The sequence below is a fragment of the Limnohabitans rimovensis (SeqCode) genome, assembly GCF_965234775.1.
Classification (GTDB): Bacteria; Pseudomonadota; Gammaproteobacteria; order Burkholderiales; family Burkholderiaceae_C; genus Limnohabitans; species Limnohabitans rimovensis.
Genome location: NZ_OZ248572.1, coordinates 21653 through 47199 on the forward strand (window position 1 = coordinate 21653; position 25547 = coordinate 47199).

Annotated in this window: 25 protein-coding genes; 8 read left to right on the forward strand and 17 right to left on the reverse strand. The window is 60.2% G+C overall.

Going from position 1 to position 25547, the window contains the following annotated elements:
- Window positions 1-2: 2 nt before the first annotated feature.
- The 7 genes from AC8GFZ_RS16765 to AC8GFZ_RS16795 all read right to left on the reverse strand — a co-directional run bounded on the left by AC8GFZ_RS16765 (window position 3) and on the right by AC8GFZ_RS16795 (window position 7301).
- The gene (locus tag AC8GFZ_RS16765; protein WP_506646067.1) at window positions 3-1568 is read right to left on the reverse strand and encodes an RNA polymerase factor sigma-54; all 1566 of its coding nucleotides are present in this window, start codon (window positions 1566-1568) and stop codon (window positions 3-5) included.
- Window positions 1568-2347: an LPS export ABC transporter ATP-binding protein gene (lptB, locus tag AC8GFZ_RS16770; RefSeq protein ID WP_506646068.1), complete on the reverse strand. Its 780-nt coding sequence runs from the start codon at window positions 2345-2347 to the stop codon at window positions 1568-1570. Before lptB ends, AC8GFZ_RS16765 begins: the two co-directional genes overlap by 1 nt.
- The gene (lptA, locus tag AC8GFZ_RS16775) at window positions 2344-2931 is read right to left on the reverse strand and encodes a lipopolysaccharide transport periplasmic protein LptA (protein ID WP_506646069.1); all 588 of its coding nucleotides are present in this window, start codon (window positions 2929-2931) and stop codon (window positions 2344-2346) included. Before lptA ends, lptB begins: the two co-directional genes overlap by 4 nt.
- 587 nt (window positions 2932-3518) lie before the next feature.
- Window positions 3519-4166 carry a thiol:disulfide interchange protein DsbA/DsbL gene (locus AC8GFZ_RS16780; RefSeq protein ID WP_506646070.1) on the reverse strand — a complete coding sequence of 216 codons (648 nt, stop codon included), beginning with the start codon at window positions 4164-4166 and terminating at the stop codon, window positions 3519-3521.
- A 29-nt stretch (window positions 4167-4195) separates the two neighbouring features.
- Window positions 4196-4786 (reverse strand): SPOR domain-containing protein, encoded by a 591-nt coding sequence (locus tag AC8GFZ_RS16785; RefSeq protein WP_506646071.1) that lies wholly within the window; start codon window positions 4784-4786, stop codon window positions 4196-4198.
- An 11-nt stretch (window positions 4787-4797) separates the two neighbouring features.
- A complete protein-coding gene (gene argS / locus AC8GFZ_RS16790; protein ID WP_506646072.1) occupies window positions 4798-6531 on the reverse strand; it encodes an arginine--tRNA ligase in 1734 nt (577 codons plus the stop codon).
- 92 nt (window positions 6532-6623) lie between these two features.
- Window positions 6624-7301 carry an SIMPL domain-containing protein gene (locus tag AC8GFZ_RS16795; RefSeq protein ID WP_506646073.1) on the reverse strand — a complete coding sequence of 226 codons (678 nt, stop codon included), beginning with the start codon at window positions 7299-7301 and terminating at the stop codon, window positions 6624-6626.
- Between the two features lie 196 nt (window positions 7302-7497).
- On the opposite strand from AC8GFZ_RS16795, the gene AC8GFZ_RS16800 reads away from it, so the two are divergent.
- The 4 genes from AC8GFZ_RS16800 (at window position 7498) to AC8GFZ_RS16815 (ending at window position 12536) form a co-directional block, all read left to right on the forward strand.
- On the forward strand, window positions 7498-9702 hold the full coding sequence (locus tag AC8GFZ_RS16800) for a malate synthase G (protein ID WP_506646074.1): 2205 nt from the start codon (window positions 7498-7500) through the stop codon (window positions 9700-9702).
- 27 nt (window positions 9703-9729) lie between these two features.
- Window positions 9730-10767, forward strand: a complete 1038-nt coding sequence (cuyA, locus tag AC8GFZ_RS16805; protein ID WP_506646075.1) for a D-cysteate sulfo-lyase — start codon at window positions 9730-9732, stop codon at window positions 10765-10767.
- A 151-nt stretch (window positions 10768-10918) separates the two neighbouring features.
- A complete protein-coding gene (locus AC8GFZ_RS16810; RefSeq protein ID WP_506646076.1) occupies window positions 10919-11257 on the forward strand; it encodes a helix-turn-helix transcriptional regulator in 339 nt (112 codons plus the stop codon).
- Window positions 11247-12536 carry a type II toxin-antitoxin system HipA family toxin gene (locus AC8GFZ_RS16815; protein ID WP_506646077.1) on the forward strand — a complete coding sequence of 430 codons (1290 nt, stop codon included), beginning with the start codon at window positions 11247-11249 and terminating at the stop codon, window positions 12534-12536. The genes AC8GFZ_RS16810 and AC8GFZ_RS16815 overlap by 11 nt, the downstream gene beginning before the upstream one ends.
- Before the next feature lie 188 nt (window positions 12537-12724).
- Here the strand turns inward: AC8GFZ_RS16815 and AC8GFZ_RS16820 are convergent, their stop codons facing one another.
- The 4 genes from AC8GFZ_RS16820 to AC8GFZ_RS16835 are packed head-to-tail and all read right to left on the reverse strand — an operon-like array spanning window position 12725 to window position 16205.
- Window positions 12725-13468, reverse strand: a complete 744-nt coding sequence (locus AC8GFZ_RS16820) for a maleate cis-trans isomerase family protein (protein ID WP_506646078.1) — start codon at window positions 13466-13468, stop codon at window positions 12725-12727.
- Between the two features lie 11 nt (window positions 13469-13479).
- On the reverse strand, window positions 13480-14094 hold the full coding sequence (locus AC8GFZ_RS16825) for an isochorismatase family protein (RefSeq protein ID WP_506646079.1): 615 nt from the start codon (window positions 14092-14094) through the stop codon (window positions 13480-13482).
- A gap of 9 nt (window positions 14095-14103) precedes the next feature.
- Window positions 14104-15012: an isocitrate lyase/PEP mutase family protein gene (locus AC8GFZ_RS16830; RefSeq protein WP_506646080.1), complete on the reverse strand. Its 909-nt coding sequence runs from the start codon at window positions 15010-15012 to the stop codon at window positions 14104-14106.
- Window positions 15009-16205, reverse strand: a complete 1197-nt coding sequence (locus AC8GFZ_RS16835) for an FAD-dependent oxidoreductase (RefSeq protein ID WP_506646081.1) — start codon at window positions 16203-16205, stop codon at window positions 15009-15011. Before AC8GFZ_RS16835 ends, AC8GFZ_RS16830 begins: the two co-directional genes overlap by 4 nt.
- Before the next feature lie 192 nt (window positions 16206-16397).
- Here AC8GFZ_RS16835 and AC8GFZ_RS16840 point away from each other — a divergent pair, with 192 nt between their 5' ends.
- Window positions 16398-17069, forward strand: a complete 672-nt coding sequence (locus AC8GFZ_RS16840) for a GntR family transcriptional regulator (protein ID WP_506646082.1) — start codon at window positions 16398-16400, stop codon at window positions 17067-17069.
- A 14-nt stretch (window positions 17070-17083) separates the two neighbouring features.
- Here AC8GFZ_RS16840 and AC8GFZ_RS16845 read toward each other — a convergent pair whose 3' ends face one another.
- On the reverse strand, window positions 17084-17983 hold the full coding sequence (locus AC8GFZ_RS16845) for an MBL fold metallo-hydrolase (RefSeq protein ID WP_506646083.1): 900 nt from the start codon (window positions 17981-17983) through the stop codon (window positions 17084-17086).
- A 102-nt stretch (window positions 17984-18085) separates the two neighbouring features.
- Here AC8GFZ_RS16845 and AC8GFZ_RS16850 point away from each other — a divergent pair, with 102 nt between their 5' ends.
- A complete protein-coding gene (locus AC8GFZ_RS16850; RefSeq protein ID WP_506646084.1) occupies window positions 18086-18988 on the forward strand; it encodes a polysaccharide deacetylase family protein in 903 nt (300 codons plus the stop codon).
- Window positions 18989-19122: 134 nt separating this feature from the next.
- On the opposite strand, the gene AC8GFZ_RS16855 is transcribed toward AC8GFZ_RS16850, so the two are convergent.
- The 5 genes from AC8GFZ_RS16855 to AC8GFZ_RS16875 are packed head-to-tail and all read right to left on the reverse strand — an operon-like array spanning window position 19123 to window position 23597.
- On the reverse strand, window positions 19123-20295 hold the full coding sequence (locus tag AC8GFZ_RS16855) for an ABC transporter substrate-binding protein (RefSeq protein WP_506646085.1): 1173 nt from the start codon (window positions 20293-20295) through the stop codon (window positions 19123-19125).
- Window positions 20296-20310: 15 nt separating this feature from the next.
- On the reverse strand, window positions 20311-21012 hold the full coding sequence (locus AC8GFZ_RS16860; protein WP_506646086.1) for an ABC transporter ATP-binding protein: 702 nt from the start codon (window positions 21010-21012) through the stop codon (window positions 20311-20313).
- Window positions 21002-21760 (reverse strand): ABC transporter ATP-binding protein, encoded by a 759-nt coding sequence (locus tag AC8GFZ_RS16865; protein ID WP_506646087.1) that lies wholly within the window; start codon window positions 21758-21760, stop codon window positions 21002-21004. The genes AC8GFZ_RS16860 and AC8GFZ_RS16865 overlap by 11 nt, the downstream gene beginning before the upstream one ends.
- A complete protein-coding gene (locus AC8GFZ_RS16870; RefSeq protein ID WP_506646088.1) occupies window positions 21757-22659 on the reverse strand; it encodes a branched-chain amino acid ABC transporter permease in 903 nt (300 codons plus the stop codon). The genes AC8GFZ_RS16865 and AC8GFZ_RS16870 overlap by 4 nt, the downstream gene beginning before the upstream one ends.
- Window positions 22659-23597 carry a branched-chain amino acid ABC transporter permease gene (locus tag AC8GFZ_RS16875; RefSeq protein ID WP_506646089.1) on the reverse strand — a complete coding sequence of 313 codons (939 nt, stop codon included), beginning with the start codon at window positions 23595-23597 and terminating at the stop codon, window positions 22659-22661. The genes AC8GFZ_RS16870 and AC8GFZ_RS16875 overlap by 1 nt, the downstream gene beginning before the upstream one ends.
- Window positions 23598-23734: 137 nt before the next feature.
- Between AC8GFZ_RS16875 and AC8GFZ_RS16880 the strand changes: the two genes are divergently transcribed.
- The gene (locus AC8GFZ_RS16880; protein WP_506646090.1) at window positions 23735-24508 is read left to right on the forward strand and encodes an SDR family NAD(P)-dependent oxidoreductase; all 774 of its coding nucleotides are present in this window, start codon (window positions 23735-23737) and stop codon (window positions 24506-24508) included.
- A gap of 29 nt (window positions 24509-24537) precedes the next feature.
- A complete protein-coding gene (locus AC8GFZ_RS16885) occupies window positions 24538-25533 on the forward strand; it encodes a Bug family tripartite tricarboxylate transporter substrate binding protein (RefSeq protein ID WP_506646091.1) in 996 nt (331 codons plus the stop codon).
- The last annotated feature ends 14 nt before the right edge of the window (window positions 25534-25547 follow it).

Sequence of the window (25547 nt, forward strand, 5' to 3'; positions counted from 1 at the left end):
CCTCAGAGCGTCTTGCGCAAATTGGTGGGCGCAATGCGCAGGGATTCGCGGTACTTGGCCACGGTGCGGCGGGCGCAGTCGATGCCTTGCTCCTTGAGCATGTCTGACAGCTGGTTGTCGCTGAGCGGTTTTTTCGGGTTTTCATTGGCCACAAACTGCTTGATCAAGGCCCGCACGGCGGTGCTCGACGCGTTGTTGCCGCTCTCGGTGCCCAGACCCGAACCAAAGAAATACTTGAGCTCAAAGGTGCCATAGGGCGTGTGCATGTACTTGGCCGTGGTGACCCGGCTGATGGTGGACTCATGCAAACCCAGCTCGTCGGCGATCTCGCGCAGCACCATCGGCCGCATGGCCAATTCACCGTGTTGCAAAAAGCTTTTTTGGCGCTCGGCAATGGCCGTGCCCACGCGCAAGATGGTGTCAAAGCGTTGCTGGATGTTTTTGATGAACCAGCGCGCCTCTTGCAAGCGCTGCTGCAAACCTTGGTGGCCTTCGCCCTTGCCGGCCGATTTGAGCGCGTTGGCATAAATGTCATGCACCCGCAGGCGCGGCATCACATCGGGGTTGAGTGCCACGCGAAACTTGGGGTTGCCCTGGCGGTCGGTGCCCGTGCGGGTGACCAACACGTCGGGCACCACCGCATTGCGTTCCACATCGATGAAGCGACGCCCGGGTTTGGGCTCGAGGCGGGCGATCAAGGCAATCGACAATTTGATGGTGGTCTCGCTGTCGTTGACCGCCAGCACCAAGCGCTTGACGTCGCGGCGCGCCAACAGCTCCAGGGGTTGGGCACAAATGCGCAAAGCACAGTCGCGCACCCCCATGGCCTCCTCCGAGCTGGGCGACAAGGCCTTGAGTTGCAAGGTCAAGCACTCGCCCAAATGGCGCGCGCCAACGCCCACCGGCTCTAAGCTGTGCAACAAATGCAAGGCCATTTGGAAGCGCTCTTGCAACTCTTCGATCTGTTCTTCATCGTCCCCGGCCAGGCCCTGGGCCAAGCTGAGCAAGCTGTCTTCCAAATAACCATCGTCGTTGAGCGACTCGATCAAAAAACGCAAGGCAGCCCGGTCGGTTTCGCTCAAGCGCAGCGCCAAGGCTTGGCGGTGCAAGAAAGCGGTGAGCGACTCTTGGCTGCGCGCCAGCTCCGTGGCATCGGTGTCGTCGCCGTCATTGGCCCCGTTGCGCGCAGGCGCATCGCCGCCCCACTCGGGGTCGTCGGCATGGGTTTCGCTGCTTCCGTCGCCCTCCCAGCTCTCGGCCACACCGTCCACCGATGGCTCGGTGTCGCTGGCGCTGTTGTCCACCGCCACCTCGCTGACAGAAGAGCCGGGGACAAAGTCCATCACCTCTTCGCCATCGTTTTGGGCCGGGGCATCGGCCTTGGTCAAGCCAAATTCCTCGCGCGGAGCCTCTTCCATTTCCTTTTCCAGAAACGGGTTGTCGTCGAGCATTTGGTCGATCTCTTGGCTCAGCTCCATGGTGGAGAGCTGGAGCAAACGGATCGACTGCTGCAACTGGGGCGTGAGCGCCAGGTGCTGGGAGACGCGAAGGGAGAGACCTTGCTTCATCACATTTTGAAGTGCTCACCGAGGTACACCCGGCGCACATCGGCGTTGTCAATGATCTCGGCGGGCGTGCCCTGGGCCAGCACACGGCCGTCGTTGATGATGCAAGCGTGGTCGCAAATGCCCAAGGTTTCGCGCACATTGTGGTCGGTGATGAGCACCCCAATGCCGCGCGACTTGAGAAAGCCAATGATGCGCTGGATCTCGATCACCGCGATCGGGTCGATGCCGGCAAACGGTTCGTCCAGCAAGATGAAGCGCGGTTGGGTGGCCAGCGCACGGGCGATTTCCACGCGTCGGCGCTCGCCGCCCGACAAAGCCTGGGCCGGGGAATCGCGCAGGTGGTCGACCCGCAACTCACCGAGCAAGGTGGCCAAGCGGCGCTCGATCTCGGGGCCCGACAACGGGCGATCGTTGTCGTCGCGCTGCAACTCGAGCACGGCGCGCACGTTGTCTTGCACATTGAGCTTGCGAAAAATCGACGCCTCTTGCGGCAAGTAACTCAAACCCAGCCGAGCGCGGCGGTGGATGGGCAGGCGCTCAATGGCCTGGCCGTCGATGCTGATGGTGCCCCCATCCGAGCGCACCAAGCCCACGATCATGTAAAAAGAAGTGGTTTTGCCGGCGCCATTGGGGCCGAGCAAACCCACCACTTCACCTTTGTTGACGCCAATCGAGACGTCTTGCACAACCACCCGGCTGCCGTAAGACTTGCGCAAGTGCAGGGCCTGCAGGCGACTGTCCGCACCGGACGCCGACAGCGCGCCCGATACCGCAATCATTTTTTGGCCCCGCTGTCTGTGCGCGGCGACAAGACCGCTCGCACCCGTGAGCCATCGGGTTTGACGCCCATTGCTGGCGTGGTTTTGCTGCCATCACTGCGGCCATCCACCGTGAACACCTCGGTGAGGTTGTTGTAGGTGATGGACTGACCGACGATTTCGTCACTCACCACCGTGCCGCGCAAGCGGCGCAGCTCGGCGCGCTGGCTGAAACGAACTTGGTCGGCGCGGCCGTCGTATTCAATGCTTTGGGCCTCACCCTCCATGAATTCGTTAAAGCCTTCGCGTTTTTGTCGGAAAAAAGCACGGGAGTTTTCTTCGGCGCTGAGCACCGCATGCTGATAGCCCTCAGGGTCTTGGCGCACTTCCAAGCGGTTACCGCGCATGACGATGCTGCCCTTGGTGGCCACGACCTTGCCAGTAAATACGCTGATTTGTTTGAGTTCGTCGTGGCGCAGGTTGTCGGCCTCGATGTTGAGCGGCTTGTCACGGTCCGCCCGCTCTGCCCACCCGGCCGTGGAAGACAGGCCCATGACCAGGGTCAAACTGGCTTGAATGGCGAAGGCATGAATCTTGCTGGACATGGTTGGGCGCGATTGTAGCGGTGCACTTGTCGCTGGGGAACGCCATTTTTGGGGCTCATCTCTGCTCAAGATTTGCGTGTCATTGAACTGCCCCTACTCAACCCCCAACTCGGGGGATGCGTGGCTTTAGACTCCCCCTCGTAAACCGCCATCTCGGGGTATGAGGTGCCCTGAACTCCCCTTCACAAACCGCCATCTCGGGGTATGCGTGGCTTTGGACTCCCCCTCATAAACCGCCATCTCGGGGTATGCGTGGCTTTGGACTCCCCCTCATAAACCGCCATCTCGGGGTATGCAGGCCTCCTCCGGTCGCTTCGCTCCAACGTCGTCGGCCCGCACACCCACTCGTGTCGGTTTCTATGTGATGTGGGTTTGCAAATAGTTGAGCAGCAAAGGCTTCTGCGATTCACCACCAAGAAGGCATGCATATTTTTTCACTCGCAGATTTGCTGTTCGCAGCACCGATGGTGGGTGCGTCGTCCCGACAACATCGGAGCGCAGCGACTGGCGGAGGGCGGCGTACCCGCCAGCGGGGCGGGCTCAGCAAACATGGGAGCCAAAGAAATTGGAATCTGACCCCAATTAAATCAACGCCCTTTGCGCACTTGTCCGATCAGGTAATCGGTCACAGCCAAAGCCGACTCCATGTTGGAGGCCAAGCTGCCGTCGGTGTAAAAGCGCCCAGCGATGCCCAAGGACGGCACGCCTTGCACCTTGAAAGCCTCTTGCAACTGCGTCGCCCGGCGGGCTTTGGTGGCCACGCCGAAGGAGTTGAAGACTTCAGCGAATTTGGCTTTGTCCAAACCATTTTTAACAGCCCAAGCGCTCAGGGCGTCAAAAGAGTCGAGCTTTTGCTTTTCGCCATGGATGCTTGTGAACAGTTTGACGTGCAAGGCTTCAAGCTTGCCCATCGCCTCCAAGGTGTAGAACATGCGTTGCTGCGGTTCAAAGTCATCGCGAAAACGCACTGGCACGCGGCGCACCACCACGTCCTTGGGCGCGGCTTTGATCCACTGGGCAAAGCGCGGCTCAAAAGCGTTGCAATGGGGGCAGCTGTACCAAAAGAATTCGATCACCTCGATCTTGCCGTCGTTGGACTCGGCTGGCACGCGCTTGTCCAAGGTGACGTATTCAATGCCTTCTTGGGGGGCAGGTTTGGTGGGGGCGGGGCCTTGGGCCAGGGCCCACAGCGGCAGTCCGGCACTGGCGGCGAGTGCGAAGTCGCGTCGTTTCATGGCTTGTTCCTTTGCTTGGGGTTCAGGTTTTAGCGCTGCACCCGCACCAAGGCGGATTCAATTTTGGCGCTGTCGAGTTTTTTCTTGGTGCCTTCGGCATCGTCCTTGCTGTCAAACGGGCCCAAGCGCACGCGGTACACGGTGCGCCCGTCTTGCTCGCGTTCGCTCACCGCAGAGGCCATGCCTTTGAGGGCCAGCTTGGCTTTTTGGGCTTGCGCCTCAGGCTCGCTGCGGTAAGCACCGGCCTGGACAAAATACACAAAGGGGTCGGCACCGGCTTTGGCGCGGGCCAAGTCGCCCAAAGGGTCGTCGGTTTTTTTATCCTCAGCGCTGGCACCGGCCCCAGTGACCGCTGGCGTTGCCGGGGTCGGTGCCGCATCCGTGGGTTCGGCCGGTGCAGCGGGTTTGGCTGGGTTTTTGCCGTACAAGGGGGCGTTGGGGTCCCAGTCCTTGTTTTTCTTGACTTCGGCCGCGTCTTGCTCGGCATTGCGGCTTTGGGCCTTGTTCATGAAGGGAATGGGCACCTTGGTCACATACACCGCCACCACCAAGGCCACGGCCAGGCCCACGATCAACCCCAAAATAAAACCCAGCAGCGTGCCGCCCTGTTGTTGCCTCATGTGCCCCGTCCTTACATGCTGGTGGGCGCCGATACGCCCAACATTTGCAAACCATTGTGCAACACCTGCGCAGTGGCCGCGACCAAGGCCATGCGGGCTTGGCGCACCGGCACATCGTCGACCCAAATGCGTTCGGCGTCGTAATAGCTGTGGTAGCTGGCGGCCAAGTCGCGCAGGTAAAACGACACATCGTGGGGCGCAAAATCGCGTGCTGCGGCGCTCAGCATCTCGGGGTATTGGGCCAACTTGAGCATCAAGGCGCGGGCTGGGGGGCTGTCCAAGGGCTGCAAGTCCACCGCTTGCAAGTCGGCCATGGCCTGGGCCACGCCGGCGACACGCTGCTCAGGGCTCAGGGCGTTGCGCTGGGCTTCTTCGGGCCAAGCCTGGCGCAGCAACACCGAGCAAATGCGCGCATGGGCGTACTGCACATAAAACACCGGGTTGTCGTTGTTTTGCGCCAGCGCCAAATCGATGTCGAACACGTATTCGGTGTCGGGCTTGCGGCTGAGCAAGAAGAAGCGCACCGCGTCTTTGCTGGTCCATTCAATCAAATCGCGCAAGGTGACATAGCTGCCTGCGCGTTTGGAAATTTTCACTTCCTCGCCACCGCGCACCACCCGCACCATGGTGTGCAACACATAGTCGGGGTAGCCGGTGGGGATGCCCACATTCGCCGCTTGCAAGCCCGCACGCACCCGGGCAATGGTGCCGTGGTGGTCGGTGCCTTGGATGTTGACCACGCGGGTGAAGCCCCGCTCCCACTTGGTGATGTGATAGGCCACATCGGGCACAAAGTAGGTGTAGCTGCCGTCGCTTTTGCGCATCACCCGGTCTTTGTCGTCGCCGTAATCGGTGCTGCGCAGCCACAGGGCGCCGTCTTGCTCGTAGGTTTTGCCAGCGGCTTGCAAGCGCTGTACTGCTTGCTCAACCCGGCCACTGGTGTACAGGCTGGACTCGAGGTAGTAGTTGTCAAAGCGCACCGCAAAAGCGCGCAAGTCCAGGTCTTGCTCATGGCGCAGGTAGGCCACGGCAAATTGGCGCATGCCGTCCAGGTCGTTGATGTCGCCGCTGGCGGTGAAGCGGCGGTCATCGGCTTGCACGGTTTGGCGCGCCATGAAGGCGTCGGCAATGTCTTGGATGTAGTCGCCGTTGTAGGCCTGCTCAGGCCAACCGGTTTGGCCTGGTTTCAGGCCTTGGGCGCGCAGTTGGGTCGATGTTGCCAAGGTGGCGATTTGCACCCCGGCGTCGTTGTAATAAAACTCGCGGTAGACCGCATGGCCTTGGCTTTGCAGCAGCTGGCAAATGGCGTCGCCCAAGGCGGCTTGTCGGCCGTGGCCCACGTGCAAAGGGCCGGTTGGGTTGGCAGAAACAAACTCCACCAAAATGCGCGCTCCGCTGCTGGCCTGGTGCCCAAAGGCGGCGCCCGCTTGCAGCACCTCGCGGACGATGTTTTGGTGGGCTGCTGGCTTCAAGCGCAAATTGATGAAACCAGGCCCGGCGATGTCCATGCTGTCCACCCATTGGGCAAACGCCGGTCGGGCCTGCAGATCGGCGCGCAGCCGCTCTGCGACTTGGCGCGGGGCTTGGCCCAAGGGCTTGGCCCATTGCAAGGCGGCGGTGATGGCCCAATCCCCATGCGCCGCCACTTTGGGCGATTCCAGTTGGGGGTTGTGGGCGTGGCCCGGCACCAGCGCGCTCAGGGCTTGGCCCAGATCGGCCAGCAGTTGTTGTTTGACAAGAAGCATAGGGGCGCGATTTTACGGGCCAGGCTCCCTGCCCAGGGACACACTGTCAGCGCGCAGTGGTTTTGGCTGGCCTGGGTAGATGCGACCCGCCCTCACGGCTTCAACAGCACGGTGGCCTGGGCTTGCAGGGACACCATCGATTTGCCCGCCTGGGTGGGAATGGGCACGCTGTCGGCCATGGCGCTGGCCATGGCCATGCGCGCCATGGGCATGGCCACGGCTTGGCGTTGCTCGCTCAGGTTCAGGCTTTGGATGGCATAGCCCTTGAACGCGAAAGCCTGTGCCACCGCATTCGACTTGCTGTGAACTTCCCCCGCCAAGTCCCCCATGAGTTGCTTTTCCAGGGCCTTGCGCTTTTCTTTGGACAGGTGGAAGTTGACGCTGCCCAACTGCATATCGGCTGTCAACTCGGATGCCAAGGCTGCCAAAGCGCCCAGGTTTTTTGACACCAAGACCAAACTGGCCCGGGCGCTCCATTGATCGGTCTTGCCTTTGGGGCCCCAGACGGGAAAGGCGGACACATCGCCCACCTGTTGTTGTACGCCATCGACCCGCTTGACCTGTTCGGTGACCTTGGTGAGCACGCCCAACACAGCTTGGGTCAAAGCGGCAGGGCGCGGCCCGTCTCGGCTGACGGACAACACCACGGTGAGTTCGTCGTTGTCCACTTCGATGCTGGCTTGGGCGTCCAATTGGGTGCTCACCGGCGTGGTTTGGGCCCAGAGTGGCATAGCAACAGCACAGGCGATGGCCAAAACAAATCGTTTCATGGGGTGGCTCCTTGAGGGGGGTGAGGGGCGATCAAAAGCCTTATTATTAATTCTTTATGGCTATTTTCGGCATGCTTTGGCAATAAGTAGCCACAGAAGGCTCTGCATGCAGGCAGCGACGGGTCAAAGACCCAGCCGAGGGCCAACGCTGATTAATTTAAGATGATCGATTCCCAAACCTTTTTTGACCCACACCATGACCGCACGCACCGCCATCCACCGCCTTCATGTTGACGCCGCCTTACTGCAGTTCATTGACCAGCAGGTGTTGCCCGGCACCGGCATTACCAGCGCCCATTTTTGGCAAGGCTTTGATGCCATCGTGGCCGACCTGGCCCCGAAAAACCTGGCCCTGCTGGCCGAGCGCGACCGCTTGCAAACTGAGTTGGATGCCTGGCACCAAGCCCACCCAGGGCCGGTGGCCGACATGAAGGCCTACAAGGCCTTTTTGGAAGGCATTGGCTATTTGGTCAAGCCGCCCAAAGCCTTCAAGGTCAGCACCCGCCACGTCGACGCCGAGTTGGCCCAGCAAGCCGGCCCCCAATTGGTGGTGCCCATCTTGAATGCCCGCTACGCCTTGAACGCGGCCAATGCGCGTTGGGGCTCGCTGTACGACGCTTTGTATGGCACCGACGTCATCTCTGAATCCGACGGTTGCGCCAAAGGCCCGGGCTACAACGAGAAGCGCGGCGCCAAAGTGATTGAGTACGCCCGCTATGTGCTGGACCGTACCGCGCCGCTAAAGCATGGCTCACACATCGACTCCATCGGCTACGCCGTGGTCAAAGGCGCTTTGGTGGTCACCCTCAAGGGCGGCAAAACCTCCGCCTTGGCCGACCCCAAGCAATTTGTCGGCTACCAAGGCGATGCAACGCACCCCTCCTCGGTTTTGCTGATCCACAACGGCTTGCATTTGGACATCCAAATCAACGCCAAGCACCCCATCGGTGCCACCGACCCAGCCGGAGTGTGCGACTTGGTGGTCGAAGCCGCTTTGTCCACCATCCTCGACCTGGAAGACTCCGTGGCCGCGGTGGACGCCGAGGACAAACTCTTGGCCTACAGCAACTGGCTGGGCATTTTGAAAGGCACGCTCACCGAAGACGTGAGCAAGGGCGGCACCACCTTCAAGCGCGGCTTGAACGCCGACCGCGTCTACCACGCGCCCAAGGGCAACGGCGAGGTCAAGCTGCATGGCCGCTCGCTCTTGTTCTTGCGCAATGTGGGCCACCTGATGACCAACCCGGCCATCCTCTACACCGGTACCAACGGCCAAACGCATGAGATCCCCGAGGGCATCATGGACGCCATGGTCACCACCGCCATCGCCATGCACGACTTGCAAGGGCACGGTGCCAACGGCATTCGCAACTCCCGCACCGGTTCTGTCTACATCGTCAAACCCAAAATGCACGGCCCCGCCGAGGTAGCGTTTGCCTCCGAGTTGTTTGGCCGTGTCGAACAGGTCTTGGGCTTGCCCGATAGCACGGTGAAGCTGGGCATCATGGACGAAGAGCGCCGCACCAGCGTCAACTTGAAAGCCTGTATCGCTGCGGCATCGAGCCGCGTGGCTTTCATCAACACTGGCTTTTTGGATCGCACTGGCGACGAGATGCACACCGCCATGCTGGCCGGCCCCATGCTGCGTAAGGGCGATATGAAGAGCAGCGCCTGGATTGCCGCTTACGAGCGCAACAACGTGTTGGTGGGTTTGTCCTGCGGCTTGCGAGGCAAGGCGCAAATTGGCAAGGGCATGTGGGCCATGCCCGACCTGATGAAAGCCATGATGGAACAAAAAATCGGCCACCCCAAGGCCGGTGCCAACACCGCTTGGGTGCCCAGCCCGACAGGCGCCACGCTGCACGCCATGCACTACCACCAGGTGTTGGTGAGCGATGTGCAAAAAGAGCTGGAAAAAATCGATGCCGACAAGCAACGCGACAGTTTGCTCAAAGACCTGCTCACCGTCCCCGTGGTGGCCAAGGCCGACTGGAACGCTACCGACAAGCAGCAAGAACTCGACAACAACGTGCAAGGCATTTTGGGCTATGTGGTGCGTTGGATTGACCAAGGTGTGGGCTGCTCCAAAGTGCCCGACATCCACAACGTGGGCTTGATGGAAGACCGCGCCACACTGCGCATTTCCAGCCAACACATTGCCAACTGGTTGCACCATGGCGTGGTCAGCGAATCCGAGGTGCGTGCCACGTTTGAGCGCATGGCCGCGGTGGTCGACAAGCAAAACGCACACGACCCGCTGTACCAAAACATGGCCGGCCACTTTGACACCTCCAAGGCCTACCAAGCGGCTTGCGATTTGGTGTTTAAGGGCAAGGCCCAACCCAGTGGTTACACCGAGCCGCTGCTGCACGCTTGGCGTTTGCGCGTCAAAGCGCATTGATTTTTCGCCCCCCACCAGGAACCCCTCATGGATTTGTCCCGCTTTCCCCGCCGCCAATACACCCACGCGCCCACGCCCATCGACCACGCACCGCGCTTTTCCAAAGCGCTGGCGGCGAGTTGCCCGGGCGGGGTGGGCCCCGACATTTGGATCAAGCGCGACGACATGCTGGGCCTGTTTCCCGGGGGCAACAAAACCCGCAAGCTGGAATTTTTGGCCGCCGATGCGCTGGCCCAAGGTGCCGACACCTTGATCACCTGCGGTGCCCCGCAATCCAACCACTGCCGCATCACCTTGGCCGCTGCTGTCAAAGAAGGCATGCGCTGCCAGTTTGTGATTGAAGAGCGCGTGCCCGGCACCTATAAAACCGATGCATCCGGCAACAACTTCATGTTCCACCTGCTGGGCGTGGAAAACATCACCTTGGTGCCTGCGGGCAGCAACATGGCCGAGGCCATGGGCAAAATCGCCAGCGCCTTGCAAGCCCAAGGGCGCAAGGGTTACATCATCCCCGGCGGCGGCTCGAACGCGCTGGGCAGCTTGGGCTATGTGGCCTGCGTGCAAGAAATGCAACAGCAGTGGTATGACTCGGGCGCGGCTTTTGACAAGGTCATCGTGGGTTCGGGCAGCTCTGGCACGCACGGCGGCATGCTGGCTGGCTTTTTGGGCAACCACATCAACATCCCGCTGATTGGCATTGGTGTGAGCCGCGACCCGGCCGACCAAGACCCCTTGGTGCACAAAGACGCGCAAGCGGTGATGGACTTGCTGGGTACCGGCATCCAAGTGCCGCGCGAAGCGGTGGTCACCCACGGCGGCTACTGGCAGCCCAAATACTCCATTCCCAACGCCAAGATGGTCGAGGCCGTGCAAATGCTGGCGCGAACCGAAAGCATCTTGCTTGACCCGGTCTACACCGGCAAAGCCATGGCGGGCCTGATGGGTTTGGCGCGCAAAGGCTATTTCAAAGCCGGCGAAAAAGTGCTGTTCATGCACACCGGCGGCCTGCCTGCGCTGCACATGTATGAAGGCGAAGTGCTGGGGCGGGTAGCGGTGGCTGATTGAAACGGCAATTTTTGCGGTATGAAAGGGGCTTAGGGCCCCTTGGCGATTCATGAATGGCTCAAGCCACAGTTGACCTGGCCAGCAATCCATGAAAAAATGACTCATTAATGTTGCACAATGCCGTGCAAAGACCTTTTAATGAGTCAAATTCATGGTCAAACCCATCTCGCGTCCCTATTCCCAGTACAACTTGAGTGCACTTGAGTTGTTGGGGCAGCTTGTGCGCGCGGCCCGTCTGAACAAAGCCTTGACCACCACAGACTTGGCTGCACGCGCAGGTATCTCGCGTGCGTTGCTGCAACGCATTGAGCGGGGTGACCCTGGTTGCTCTATCGGTGCGGTGTTCGAAGTGGCCACCATTTGTGGGGTACCGCTGTTCGACCAAGAGCAGCGACAGTTGAACACCCATTTGGCCTTGCACCGAGAAAAAATGGCGCTCATGCCCAAAGCCGTGCGCGCCCGCACCCAAGGGGTGAAAGATGACTTCTGATGCCCACACTTCGCACTCAGAAGCTTACGTCTGGGCTTGGCTGCCGAATGCCACAGAGCCCGTTGTCGCAGGCTTGCTGACCCAGCAAGGCGCCCAGTTGGTGTTCAACTATGGCCGCAGCTACCTGGCTCGCCCGGATGCCATTTCTTTGTATGCCCCCGAACTACCGCTTCAGCCGGGCAGCCTCTCTATCATCCCCGGCTTGAACATGCCGAGTTGCCTTCGCGATGCATCGCCAGACGCTTGGGGGCGTCGCGTCCTGATCCATCAAAAATTAGGGGTAAAAGGCACAGACGCTGCCCAGTTCGAACTGGATGAATTGACCTATCTGCTGGAGTCTGGCTCGGACAGAATTGGCGCGTTGGATTTTCAGACATCACCGACCCAGTATGTGCCGCGGCAGACGCAGCAGCCTTCGCTGGAAGAGTTGCTGACAGCTGCCGAAAAGGTCGAGCAAGGCATTGCGCTTTCGCCAGAATTGGACCAGGCCTTGCTGCACGGGACCGCCTTGGGGGGCGCGCGCCCCAAAGTATTGCTGGACGATGGTGATCGCAAGTTCATCGCTAAATTTTCTTCCAGCCATGATCTCTACAGTGTGGTGAAAGCCGAATTCATCGCCATGCGCTTGGCACGCAAAGTAGGTCTGAACGTGGCGACCGTCCATTTGCGCACGGCCATGGGGAAAGATGTGTTACTGATTGAGCGCTTTGATCGGGTTCGACACGGAGACCGGTGGCGCAGGCGCGCCATGGTGTCGGCGTTAACGATTTTTGAGTTGGACGAAATGATGGCCGCCTATGCCAGTTATGAAAAGCTCGCAGAATGCATCCGCCATCGGTTCGCCCATTCAACGGCCAGCTTGCACGAACTTTTCGCCCGCATGGTCTTCAACATTTTGTGCGGCAACACCGATGATCACGCACGCAACCACTCAGCGTTCTGGGACGGTCATCAGTTGGCGTTGACACCTGCCTATGACATTTGCCCGCAATCGCGCACAGGTCAACAGGCTTCGCAGGCCATGCTCATTCACGGCAGTGATCGCAGGAGCCAGATCGCCACCTGCATGGCGGCTGCACCGTCCTTTCTGCTCGGGTCTGAAGCAGCGATTGCCATCGTCAACCACCAGCTCAGAACGATCGAAAACGAATGGCCGTCCATTTGCGATGAAGCGGGTTTGAGCGAGGTGGATCGGGCTTTGTTTTGGCGAAGGCAGTTCTTGAACCCGTTTGCTTTTCTGAACGCGCCCGAGAGCGTCCTGGTCCCCGCTGGCTCATAAGCTGAAACAGCAAGTCCTTCATACATGAAAGCGACGAGCCCAGTGCTCTTCGCTTTCATCGGTGGCTGCGCATGGGCTCGGCTGCACTGTCTGGCAAGCGGCTCTGCAACCCGGCCTAGCCCAGGGCGTCATTCTCGGCGGCATCGGGCACGGCCAGCATCAATGGCCGCGCCAGTGGGAGCGCTAGCTCAATGGAATTCCATCAACTGGCCAAAGCCAGCCTTTTTGTCGGGGATGCCACAAGCGCGCAGGGCATGCCAGTAGGTGGCGGTGTTGATGGCAATCACGGGCTTGCCCAGAAACAACTCGGCCGCAGCGGCCAAGCGGATCATCGACATGTTGGTGCCCACCTGCACGATGGCGTCGACATCGTCGCCATTGAGTTCCAAAATGGCTTTGCGCATCATGTCATCGTTGGTGTGGGCAATTTGCACCGGGCTGGGCCGGTGAAAGCAAATGTCGCGCACCACGGTGAAGCCGCAGTCTTGGTAAAAGCGCTTGACTTGTTCGTTGGCCACTTCGAAGTAAGGCGACATGAAGGCAATCCGCTTGGCCTTGTAGGTGTTGAGCGCGGCCTCGGTGGCAAATGAGCCGCAAGACACGCCCACGCCGGCGCGCTCGGTCATCATCTTCAGGTATTTTTCCGCGCCATCGCGACCGTTCCAAAAGGTGGCCGCCGACATGCCCATGACCAGGTAGTCCATCTCACACGAGGTCAGCGTGTCGACTGCTTCTACGGTGGCTTTGTTGATGTTGTCGACCAGCTTCAAAAAGCTTTCGTTGTCGTTGACCGGGTTGTTGGGGATGGCGATGCGGCTGTAGTGGTTGGTCACCCCCACTGGGCGCAGGTCGTCAAAGTCGGGCTGCACGATGGTGTTGGTGGATGGGCCCAAGGTGCCCAGTTTTTTGCGGTAGCCCAGATGGTCGGCCATGGTGTGTCTCCTTATTTCAGTTGTGCCAAAAATTCGTCGCGGGTCATGACATCCGCATACTTTTGCTGCATGTCAAACAAGTTGGCGTCGTGCGGCTCGATGGCACGGTCGCCCACGCAGTCGCTGATGACGACGGTGCGAAAGTTGTGTTGCATCGAATCGACCACGCTGGCGCGCACACAGCCGCTGGTGGTGCAGCCCACGATGATCGCGGTGTCCACGCCTTTGAGGTGCAACCAATCGGCCAAGCCGGTGTTGAAAAACGCCGACGCGGTTTGCTTGCGAATCACCCACTCACCGGCCACCGGTTGAAGTTGGGGCACGATTTGCGAACCATGCGCGGTCTCGGTCAGCTTTTGCAAGGGCTTGACGCGCAAGGCAAACACATTGAAATTGGCGCCATCGCCTTCAAACACCACCCGGGTGTGGGCCACCGGCAAACCCTTGGCGCGAAAAGCCGCGAGCAAGGGCACGGTGGCATTGACAGCGGCCTCGATGTGCGGCCCGCCCAACTGGTCGATGTCGACAAAACCGTTGACAAAGTCCACCAGGATCAAAGCGCAGCGCTGGCCAATGCCCGAGGTGCCGCCCAGGCCTTGGTGTTGGTAAATTTCATCGCGGTTCATGCCCACCCCTTATTCGTTGGCCGCATGGGTTTTGTCAAAGGCCGACACCCAATCAAAGCCCATCAGTGAAGAGAACTTTTGAAATTCATACAAGGGCGCTTTAACCTGGGTGGTCGAGCGGTCTTGTTTCAAGGTGCTGTACACGCTCTCAAAGGCGGCACCGGCGGCCAAAAAGGCGGTGGCCGGAAAGATCGCCAGGCCATAGCCAATGGCCTTGAGTTGCTCAAACGGCAGCACCGGCGTGCGACCGCCCTCGACCATGTTGGCCACCAAAGGCAAATCGAAGCTGCGCCCAATGCGCTCCATCTCTTCCACCGACTCGGGGCTTTCCACAAACAACAAATCGGCCCCAGCTTTGGCGTACATCTCGGCGCGGCGCAAGGCCTCGTCCAGGCCATGGGTGGTGCGCGCATCGGTGCGGGCAATGATCATGAAGTTGGGGTCGGTGCGGGTTTGCACCGCCACGCGGATTTTGGCCGCCATGTCCTCGGCTGGCACCACCCGACGGCCCAGCATGTGGCCGCATTTCTTGGGGAACTCTTGGTCTTCGAGTTGGATGGCGCATGCACCGGCCATCTCGTAACCCCGCACGGTGTGCATCACATTGAGCAAGCCGCCGTAGCCGGTGTCGCCGTCGCAAATCATCGGGGTGGATGTGATGCTGGCAAATTGCGTCACGCGGTTGACCATGTCGCTGTAGGTGGCGATGCCCGCGTCGGGCAAGCCCAGGTATGAGGCCACGGTGCCGTAGCCGGTCATGTACAAAGCGTCAAAGCCCATGCGGTCGGCCACTTTGGCCGAGATCATTTCAAACACGCCGGGCGCAATGACCAGCTCGCCTTTTTTGATCTTGGCGCGCAGTTGGGCGCGGCGTTCGTTGCCACTGAGGGTGGAAATGCCTTGGTGAATGCTGCTCATGCGATGGCCTCTGCGCGCTCTAGGGCGTCCAACATGGATGTCTTGCGAATATACGCCTTGGCCGCTTTCGGGTCGGCGGCGATGGCGCGCAATTCGTCTTGGGTTTTTTTGCGCGCCACCGGGTCGCGCTCTTCGATTTCTTTTTTGTTGCGCGCGGTGCTGGCATTGATGTATTCGATCGCAATGCTGCGGCGCTGGCGCTCGTAGCGGTCGAGCATGTCGGCGCTGTGGCCTTGCTGGATCACGCCCAACAGTTTTTGGCACAGGTTCATGGCGTCGTGCACGCCACCGTTCATGCCCATGCCGCCCAGTGGGTTGTTGATGTGGGCCGAGTCGCCAGCCAACAGCACACGGCCATGGCGGAAGTTTTTGGCCACGCGCTGGTGCACCTTGTACAAGGTACGGTGCACGGTTTGGTAGGGCACGGGCTGGGGCAACAGGCCTTGCAAGCGGCGTTGGACCGACTCGTCGCCCATCACCTCATCATCGGTTTCTTCGACCTTGGTGGGGAACAGCACGCGCCACAGCGTGGGCACGCGCAGCAGCACGCACCACTCTTTGGGGTCGGAGCAATAGTTCACGTAGCTCAGCTTGGGCAGGTGGTCAGCGTATTCAAACGCGGTGGAGACCACCAAAAAACGCTCGGGATAAGTGAAGCCTTCGAACTCGATGTTTTGGCTTTTGCGCACCGCGCTCCAGGCCCCATCGGCGCCGATCAAATAATCACTCTTCACCTCGTGGGCTTGGCCATCGGTGCTCAAGCGCGTGGTCACGCCGTCGGCGGTTTGGTCAACGCTTTCCACCTTGGTGTTGAGGTGCACCGTGACATGGGGCATGGTGTCGAGCTGGTCTTTGATCAGCTGGGTCAGCTTCCATTGCTCGCACTGCAAGCGGTAAGGGTGGTCGGTGTCACCGCGCAGCAACTCCATGTCGAACTCGGCGATCAAACCCTCTTGGCGATCGCGCTGCTGGGTGTAGCGCGCAATCAAGCCCTGGGGAATGAGGCCATCGGTCAAACCCAAGGGGGCCAACATGTCCAAGGTGGGCGGGTGGAAGGTGGACGCGCGCAAATCCAAACTCAGGGCGGGGGCCGCTTCGGCCACGGTCACCCGCACGCCTGCGCGGGCCAACACCAAAGCGGCCACCAGGCCAACTGGGCCGGCGCCAGAAATCATCACATGTGCTTGACTCAAGGGAAACCTCTTTAAAGGGTGGGCAAGGCCCAAAATGTACACAATTGTTCTGGCCTGTATGCATTTTTCACCAAATAAACCCCAATCAACCTCCCAAATCCCTCAATAACTAAGTGTTTACCCTTTACTTCCACCAATCCAGTGTCTCGGCATCTATTATTTGTACACAATTGACGACTCAATCCACCCGCCATGACCCGCGCCAGCGACCTCGCCTACCAATCCATCCGCAGCTTGATCCTGACGGGCGAATACCAGCCTGGGCAGCGCATGATCGAGGAAGAATTGGCACAGCGGGTGGGCGTCTCGCGCACCTCGGTGCGCGACAGTTTGCGCCGCTTGGCCTCCGACGGTTTGGTGCGCAGCGAGCCCAGTCGGGGCACCTTTGTGGCCGAGTTGTCAATGGCCGAGATCGATGAAATTTTTCAACTGCGCGCCACCTTGGAAGGCCACGCCAGTGCCTTGGCCGCCCTGCATGCCAAGCCCGAAGACATCGAGGAGCTGGCGCACATCAGCGCCCACATCGAAGATTTGCTGCAAGCCAACTTGGACAACGACGAATTGTTTGCGCAGTTTCAGGCCAGCAACAACCAGTTTCATGGCGTGATGCTGCGCGCCAGTGGCTCGGTGCGTTTGAACGCCCTGGCCAAGCCCTTGATCGAGCTGCCCTTGGTGCAAATGAAAAACCACAACTGGCCCGGCGAGGTGTCGGTGCGCCGCTCCAACCAGCAGCACCTGGAAATCATCGAGGCCTTGCGCGCCCGCGACCCCTTGCTGGCCAAGATGCGCACCCAGACCCACATCATTTCCACCCGACCCAAGGCCATGGTGGAGAACAGCCAAATCATGTTGGGCTTGTTGTGACGCCCATCCAACCGTCAAGCCGCCGGTTGGTCTGCGCCCGCAAAGCGGAAGTGGTCGCCGTGGCTGACCACACGCCCAGCCACCGGTGTGGGGAAGTGGCCGGTCATGAGCAAGGTGTCGGTGTCGGCAATGCTGTGCACCAAGTCTTTGCGCACCTGGGCCGAGGTCTGCGGGTCGAAGCAAAAGTTCGACGACCAATCGGTGTTGATCAGCTGGGCCGGGGTGTGCAAGATGTCGCCGCTGAAAATCGCACGGCGCCCTTGGCTGTGGGCATGGAGCACGCAGTTGCCCGGGGTGTGGCCGTGGGCCGCGCCCAGGTACAGGCCGGGCTCGAATTCAAAATCATCTTGCACCATCAACGCGCGACCCGCCTCCACCACCGGCAACACGCTGTCGGCAAACGAGCCATGGTTGGGCGAAGGCTCTCCTTTGGCCAAGGCCTCGCGGTGGGTTTTCTCCCAGTGGCTGTATTCGGTTTGGGCAAACACATAGCGTGCGTTGGGAAAGGTGGGCACCCATTGCCCGTTTTGCAAGCGCGTGTTCCAGCCCACGTGGTCGGCATGCATGTGGGTGCAACAGACAAAGTCAATGTCTTCGGGCGACACCCTGGCCTGTGCCAGCGACTGCATAAAAGGGAACTGCGCCCGGTTCCAACTCGCCCGGTGGGGTCGCTCTTTGTCGTTGCCCACACAAGCGTCGACCAAAATGCGGTGCCGCCCGGTTTGGATCAGGTAGCTGTGAAACGACATGATGGCGCGGTCTTGTTCGTCGACATAGTTGGGCTTGAGCCAATCGGCATGGGCATCGATGTCGGCCTGCGTGATGCTGGGCAAAATGTTTTTCAGCGGAGCAAACGAGCCCTCGTATTCGGTGACCCGATCGATGGTGAATTGCCCCAGTTGTTGCGTCTTCATGTAGATGCCCTTGGTTATGTGGCGCCAATGCGCCCGCGTTTTCCTCACCCCTTGGCCCGAAAAGGCCAATCCATTCTTGTCCGAGTTTAAAAGGAGTTTTGCATGCACTATCCCTGGTCACCGATGATCAACCGAAAGCCCCTGCGCTGGCCCAATGGCAAAAAGTTGGCGGTCATCATCACGATGAATTGCGAGTACTGGGACTTGACCAAAGACACCACCGAGCCCTACTACGCCGGTGGCCCGCCCATGTTGCCCGATTCTTTGCCCGGCAATGTGGCCGACTTTCCCAACTTCACTTGGCGCGAATACGGCCAACGCGTCGGTGTGTGGCGCATGTTCAAGCTGTTTGATGAAATGGGTGCGCGCTTTGGCATCACCATCAATGCCAAGACCGCTTTGGAGCGGCCCGAGATCGTGGCCTACGCCAACGCCCGCAACTGGGAAATCGTGGCCCACAACTACGAGCAAGGCGAGTTGCTCACCAAGTACACCTTTGACATCGACAAAGAGCGCCAACTGATTGCCGCCACTTTGGCGGTGTACGAAAAGACGGTGGGGCGCAAGGCCAAGGGCTGGTTGTCGTCATCGCTGCGCAGCACACCCAACACGCCCGACTTGCTGGCCGAGCAAGGCCTGCAGTTTTTCTGCGACTACATGAACGACGAGCAGCCCTACCTGATCAGCACGCCATCCGGCCCCATCGTCAACGTGCCCTACACCATTGAATTGAACGACTTCACGTTCTTCCACCGCCGCGCCATGTCGACCTGGGACGCCGCGCGCATGCTCAAAGACCAGTTTGACGAGCTGTACCGCGAAAGCGCCGAGTCCAGCCGCATCATGAGCATTGGCCTGCATCCCCACGTGTCCGGGCATCCGCACCGCATGCCGTGTTTTCGCGAGTTCTTGGCCCACGCCCAAAGCCACCCCGATGTGTGGTGGACCACCCGCGAAGAAATATCCAGCTGGTACCTGCAAAACCACCACACCCACATCGCCTGATGGGACGGGCTGGGTTGGCGTGGCCCAGGATGGTATGACCCAAAAAAACGGGGCCCCATGGGCCCCGTTGTCATCTCTGACCTGCGCGTTGACAACGCAGGTCTCACGTGGGGCGCGCTGGCCCCACAGCGGCTTCACATGCAGCGGTCAGGCGCGTGCGAGTCCAGCAATGTGCGCTGGCCATTTTTGATGCGGATGATGTAAGCGGCCAGCTCGGAGTCACGTTCCTTGCTGAAGCACACCTTGCCCACCACACCGTCGAGGTTGGTGGCGGCCAGGGCGTCGCGGATAGCGGTGCGCTCAGCCTTGAGCTTGGCCGCGTCACCGGAGATGCCAGCACGGCGCATCACATCGGCGTACACATACACGATGTCGTAAGCAGAGGCATCGACGTGGTGGGCACCGGTCTTGTTGACGCCACGCTTTTTGGCTTCATCGAGAAACTTTTTCTCAAACTGGCGGGTGCGGTCGTTCAGGTCCCACCAGTACCAGGACACAAAAGTAGCATTTTCACCGTCGCTGCCCAAGATCTTGGCAATGTCGGGGTCGGCAAAAATTTGGCCGCCAATCAGCATGCTGTTGTGGCCTTGGCGGCGCAGCTCTTTCATCACCTTGGCCGTGCCCTCAGGCAAGCCCGCAAAGGCAAACACACCGGGCGAGTTGCCTTGCAGCTTGGTGATGTGGGGCGACAAATCGGTGGCATTGGTGGGAAATCCCTCAGCGGGGATCACCATCTTCCAGCCATTGGCCTCGAGCAAATTGGGCATCCAGGTGGCCAAGGACTTGCCGACAAATTCGTCGCTGGGAAACATCACTGCAGCCGTTTTGTTGGACACACCACCTTTGGCGGACATGGTCTTGAGCAAGCGGCCAAACTGCTTGCCCTCGTCTTCGGTGACGCGGAAAGCCCATTTGCGGTCCTTGGTCAGACCTGGGGCCGAAGCGGCGTTGGGGATTTGCACAATCTCCAAGCGCTCACCAGCGGCAAAGGCCACTTGGGCTTCTTGGCTGGAGAAGGGGCCGATGATGGCCAAGGCCTTGGCATCTTCGGCAAATTTTTGGGTCGCAATTTGCGCGTTTTTGGCGTCACTGCCGGTGTCGAATTTTTCGACGCGGATTTTTTTACCGTTCACGCCACCAGCGGCGTTGATTTCAGCCACGGCAATGTCCACGGCGATTTCAGTGCCCACGCCCACGCCCGCAAAGCGGCCGGTTTTGGCGTGGGTCAAACCCAACACCAGCTCTTGGCTCAAAACCGGCAGGGCCAGGCCTGCGGCCAAAGCCAGGGTCCACATACGTTTGTTCATCTCATGCTCCTGTGTTCAAGCGCCCAAATAAGCAGCCGCCATGCGCGGGTCGGCTGCAATGTCATGGGCATTGCCTTGCAAAACCATCCGCCCCAACTCCAACACATAGGCCCTGTGGGCGGTGGCCAGCGCCATGTGTGTGTTTTGCTCCACGAGCAATATCGACAAACCGTCACGGTTCAAATCTTTGAGCAAGCCAAACAGCGCCTGCACCAACAAGGGGCTCAGGCCCAAGGAGGGCTCATCGAGCATCATCAGCGCGGGCTTGCTGAGCAAGGCACGGCCAATCGCCAGCATTTGTTGCTCGCCGCCGGATAGCACCGAGGCCAGCATGTCGCGGCGCGCGGCCAAATTGGGAAAGCGTTGATAAATGGCGTCGATCTCGCGCTGCGGGTTGTCGCGCCGAATGTAAGCGCCCATCAGCAAGTTGTCGTTGACGGTGAGGCTGACAAAAATTTGCCGTCCTTCAGGCACCAACACCAAGCCTTGCCCAACACGCCACGCAGCACTTTGGCGCAGCACCGATTGGCCTTTGAACAACAACTCGCCTTGTTGGGGTTTGACCATGCCTTGCAAAGCCCGCAGCAGCGAGCTTTTGCCCGCCCCGTTGGCGCCCAGCACGGTGACGATTTCGCCCTGGTCCACTTGAACCGACACATCTTTGACCGCATGGGTGCGGCCGTACACCACATTCAAACCTTGGGCATCAAGCAGCATGGTCACCCCCGGCCGGTGTGGGCGTGCCCAAATAGGCCTCGAGCACGCCTGGGTCGCGGTGCACCGCTTCGGGCGTGCCTTCGAAAATCTTTTTGCCGAAGTTGAGCACCACCACGTGGTTGCACAAGGTGCGCACAAAGGGCATGTCGTGCTCGACCACCAACAGGGTGATGCCGCGCTCGGACAAGCGCTCGAGCAAGCGGCGCAATTCATTGGTCTCCACATGGTTCAAGCCAGCGGCGGGTTCATCGAGCAACAAGATTTGAGGCTGGGCCATGATGGCGCGCACCACCTCGATGCGCTTTTGGATGCCATAGGGCAAGTCAGCCACCACTTGGCCGGGATAAGTGCCCAGGCCCGCGTCAGCCAAAGCAGCGCGGGCACGTTCGCTGGCACGCTGGCCACGGGCCAGAGACCATGGCGAGCTCAAGTGGTGCTCGCCCAGCATCACGTTCTCCACCGTGGACAGGTGGGGCATGAGCCGGATGTTTTGAAACGACCGCGCCAGACCATGCGCCACCCGGTGCGCCACCGACATGTGGGTGATGTCTTGGCCCAGGGCCGTGATGCCCCCGTTGTCGATCGGGTACACACCCGAGATCAGGTTGAAAACGGTGGACTTGCCCGCCCCATTGGGGCCGATCAAAGCGGTGCGACTGCCTTTGGGCACGGCAAAGCTGACATCGTCAATCACCTTCAACCCACCAAAGGATTTGCTCACACCCGACAGCGACAGCACCGTGCTCATGCGCGACCCCCGCCAGATGTTTCCGCCTGGGCCCGTTGACCACCCCACATCGAACGCAAGTTCTCCAGCATGGTGCGGGTGACCACGCCCTGGGGCCGCCACATCATGAGCAAGACCACAGCCAGGCCAAAAAAGATGTAGCGCCCGCCTTCCAAAAACTTGAGCGATGGATCGAGCTCCGACAGTTTGCGCAAGGCCTCGGGCACCAAGGTGAAGAACAAGGCGCCAAACAAGGGCCCCCACACGGTTTGGGTGCCCCCCATCAGCACATACAACAAGACATAAATGCTGAACATCGCACCGGTCGATTGCACGTCAATGAAGTTGAATTGGTGCACCAACAAACCCCCGCCCAAACCACCGATGGCGCCACCAATCGTCAACGCCATCACCTGGGTCATGCGCAGGTGCACGCCAAACAAGTGGGCCACGTTTTCATCGTCATGCACCGCGCGCACCGACAGACCAAAGCGGGTGGCCATCAACCAGGCCACAAAACACACCACCAACACCGCCACCGGCGCCACCACCGGCAAGCCGGCATACGCCATGACCGACAGGCCTGCTGCACCCCCCAATGCGGGGATGTTGATCAACACACCGGCCACCACCTCGGCAAAAGCAAAGGTGGCCAACACCATGTAGATGCCACGGGTGCGCAAGATCGGAAAGGCAATCAAAAAGGCCACCAAGCCCGCCGCCACCGCCCCCAAGGGCACGGCCACCCACAGGGGCAACTCCCACAACATGGTGAGCGCGCCAGCGCTGTAGGCGCCCACCAGCACAAAGCCAGCGGCACCCAGGTTGAGCAAGCCCGCAGATGCCGGTACAAACACCGAATAAGCAATGATGGTGTTGATGGCCAACATGGCCAACAAACCGCTGACATAACCCGACATCAAAACTTCCCCTTACCGATGTGGGTGTGCCCAAACAAGCCCGAAGGGCGAACGATCAAAATGGCCAGCAACAGGCCCCAGACGGGGATTTTTTCAATCTCGGCCCCAAACACACTGATGGCCAAGACCTTGACCAGGCCCACCAACAAGCCGCCCGCGATGGCCCCCCAAATATTGCCCAAGCCCCCCAGCACCATGCCGGCAATGGCATCGCTGGCGATGGCCTCGCCCATGAAAGGGGTGACCGTGCCATAGCTGGCGGCATACAAAATGCCGGCCATGGCCGAGAGCATGCCGGCAATCACAAACACCAAAGGCACGATGTGCTGCACTTCCACGCCCATCAAGGTGCTGGCATCGGGGTTTTCGGCAATCGCGCGCAAAGCGCGACCCGTTTGGGTGCGCGCCAGCACCTGGTGCAAGACCGCGACCAAAGCAATGGCCAGGCACAGGCTGATCAAATGCGGCACACCCACAAACAACCCCGCCCATTGCAAATTGGTGTCTTTGAAGGGCAACTCAAAACGCTGCGGATCACCGCCCCACAAGGCCATGGCCAGGTGCTCAAACACAATCAAAAAGCCCAAGGAGCTGACCAGGGGCAAGGCATGTTCGGTGGCGTCACCAAAACGCGCCTTCATGTAGCGGTAGGTGAAGCGTTCGATCACCAAGGAGGCCAGCACCGCCACCCCCACACCCGCCAGCGCCGCCCAAGCCCAGTGCCAACCCCAGCCCATCCAGTGTGGGCCAGCGGTGGACAACGCCCAGGTGACCATGCCCGCCAGCATGAACAGCGCGGGAATGGTGAAGTTCAAAAAGTTGAGCATGCCGATGGTGAGGGTGAAGGCCACGGCCACAAAGGCCAGGACCCCACCGAGCATCAAGCCATTGATGATTTGTTGTAAGAGTTGCAAGGTATTTGATTCAAATGAATGCATTGCATCATGCCAGAAAATTCGCCGCACCATGCCCGGAAAAGCCCTTAACATGCCACTGCTTTGTGACCGTTTTTGGTGCTGGCGCAGCCCATGCTGGTGCGCGCGAGCTGCCCACACCCCTTGCCTGGAGTACACCGATGTCTGAATTGAAAACCAACCCCCTGGCCCAAACTGGGCAGCGCTTGCTGCTGGTGGGCGGCTGTGGCGGCATAGGCCGTGCCGTGGCGCAAGCGGCCGTGCATGCCGGCGCGCAAGTGGCGGTGCTGGATTTGCTGGCCTCTATTGAACGCCACCCCTTGCCCGGCGTGCACCTGTTTCCAATCGACGCCAAAGACGCCGCCAGCGTGGACCAGGCTGTGGCCCAAGCGGCGGCGAAACTCGGCGGCGTGGATGGCTGTGTGAATTTGGTGGGTTATATGTCCGCGCCATTGGCCTTGGCAGACACGCCCACCGAGGTGTGGCACGAGGTCATGCAAGGCAACTTGGACTCGGCGTTTTACATTTCTCGCGCAGTGATGCCCCATTTGCGCGCCAGCGCCAACGGCAGCATGGTGCATATTTCTTCGGGCTTGGGCGCTTGGGCCAGGCCGATGTATGGTGCCTATGGACCGGCCAAAGCAGGCTTGCTGTTGCTGATGCGCCAGTTGGCTTTGGAAAACGCGCCCCATGTGCGCGTCAACGCCGTGGCACCGGGCCCCGTGGACACGGCTTTTCTGCGTGGTGGCACCGGGCGCTCTGATGAGCAAGGCGAGCCGCCCTTGCCCACCGAGGTTTTGGCCAAGCTCGCGCCGATGGGCCGCATGGCCACACCCGAGGACATCGTGGGCCCGGTTTTGTTTTTGCTTTCCAACGCTTCTGCCTACATGACGGGCCAAACCCTGTTCGTCAACGGCGGCGCTTACATGCCCTGAGGCACATCACCTTTTCACGGAGACACACCATGGCTTTCACTTCCCATTTCAACCGCCGTCGCTTCGCAGGGGCCTTGGCCCTGGGGGCCAGCTTGTGGGCATCTGGCGCCATCGCCGCCGACGACAATTTTCCCAGCAAACCCATTCGCATCATCGTGCCCTTCACCCCCGGCGGCGTGACCGACACCAGTGCGCGTTTGGTGGCCGAGCACCTGGGGCGGCGGCTGAACCAGCAAATCGTGATCGACAACAAACCTGGTGCTTCGGGCAACATCGGCATGGCCTTGGCCAAGGCCGCGCCGCCGGATGGCTACACCTGGGTGATGGGCTTTGACGGCACCATGGTCATCAACCCCCACGTGTTTGCCAAAGTGGGTTTCGACCCCATCAATGATTACGCGCCGATTGGCAAGATTGGAGACGCCACTTTGATCTTGGTGGCCAACCCCAACGTGCCAGCCAAAAACCTGCAAGAGCTGATCGCCTTGTCGAAAAAAACACCGGGCGGTTTGTCCTATGGCACCTCGGGCACCGGCAGCACACCGCACATCGCCGGTGAGCTGTTCAAAATTCGCTCGGGCGCGCAACTCACCCACGTGCCCTACAAAGGCGGTGGCCAGGCCATGATCGATGTGATGGGCGGCAACATCCCGCTGGTCTACACCGCAGTCGCTGGCGCCTATAACCATGTGAAGTCGGGCAAGCTCAAACCCATGGCCGTGTCCAGCCTCCAGCGCGCCAGTTCATTGCCCGATGTGCCCACCTTTGCCGAGAGCGGCGTGAACGATTTCAACGCTGCATCATGGGTGGGTTTTTTGGCACCAGCGCAAACACCGGCGGCCATCATCCAAAAGCTCAATACCGAACTCAATGCCACCTTGAACGACCCGGTGGTGCGCGACAAACTGCGCGTGCTCGGCATCGAGGCCACGCCGGGCAGCCCCGAGGCATTTCGCGATGAAATTCGCCGCGACTTGGGCCGCTATGCACCGGTGGTCAAAGCAGCGGGCATCCAAGTCGAATAAGCCACCTCGCTGAC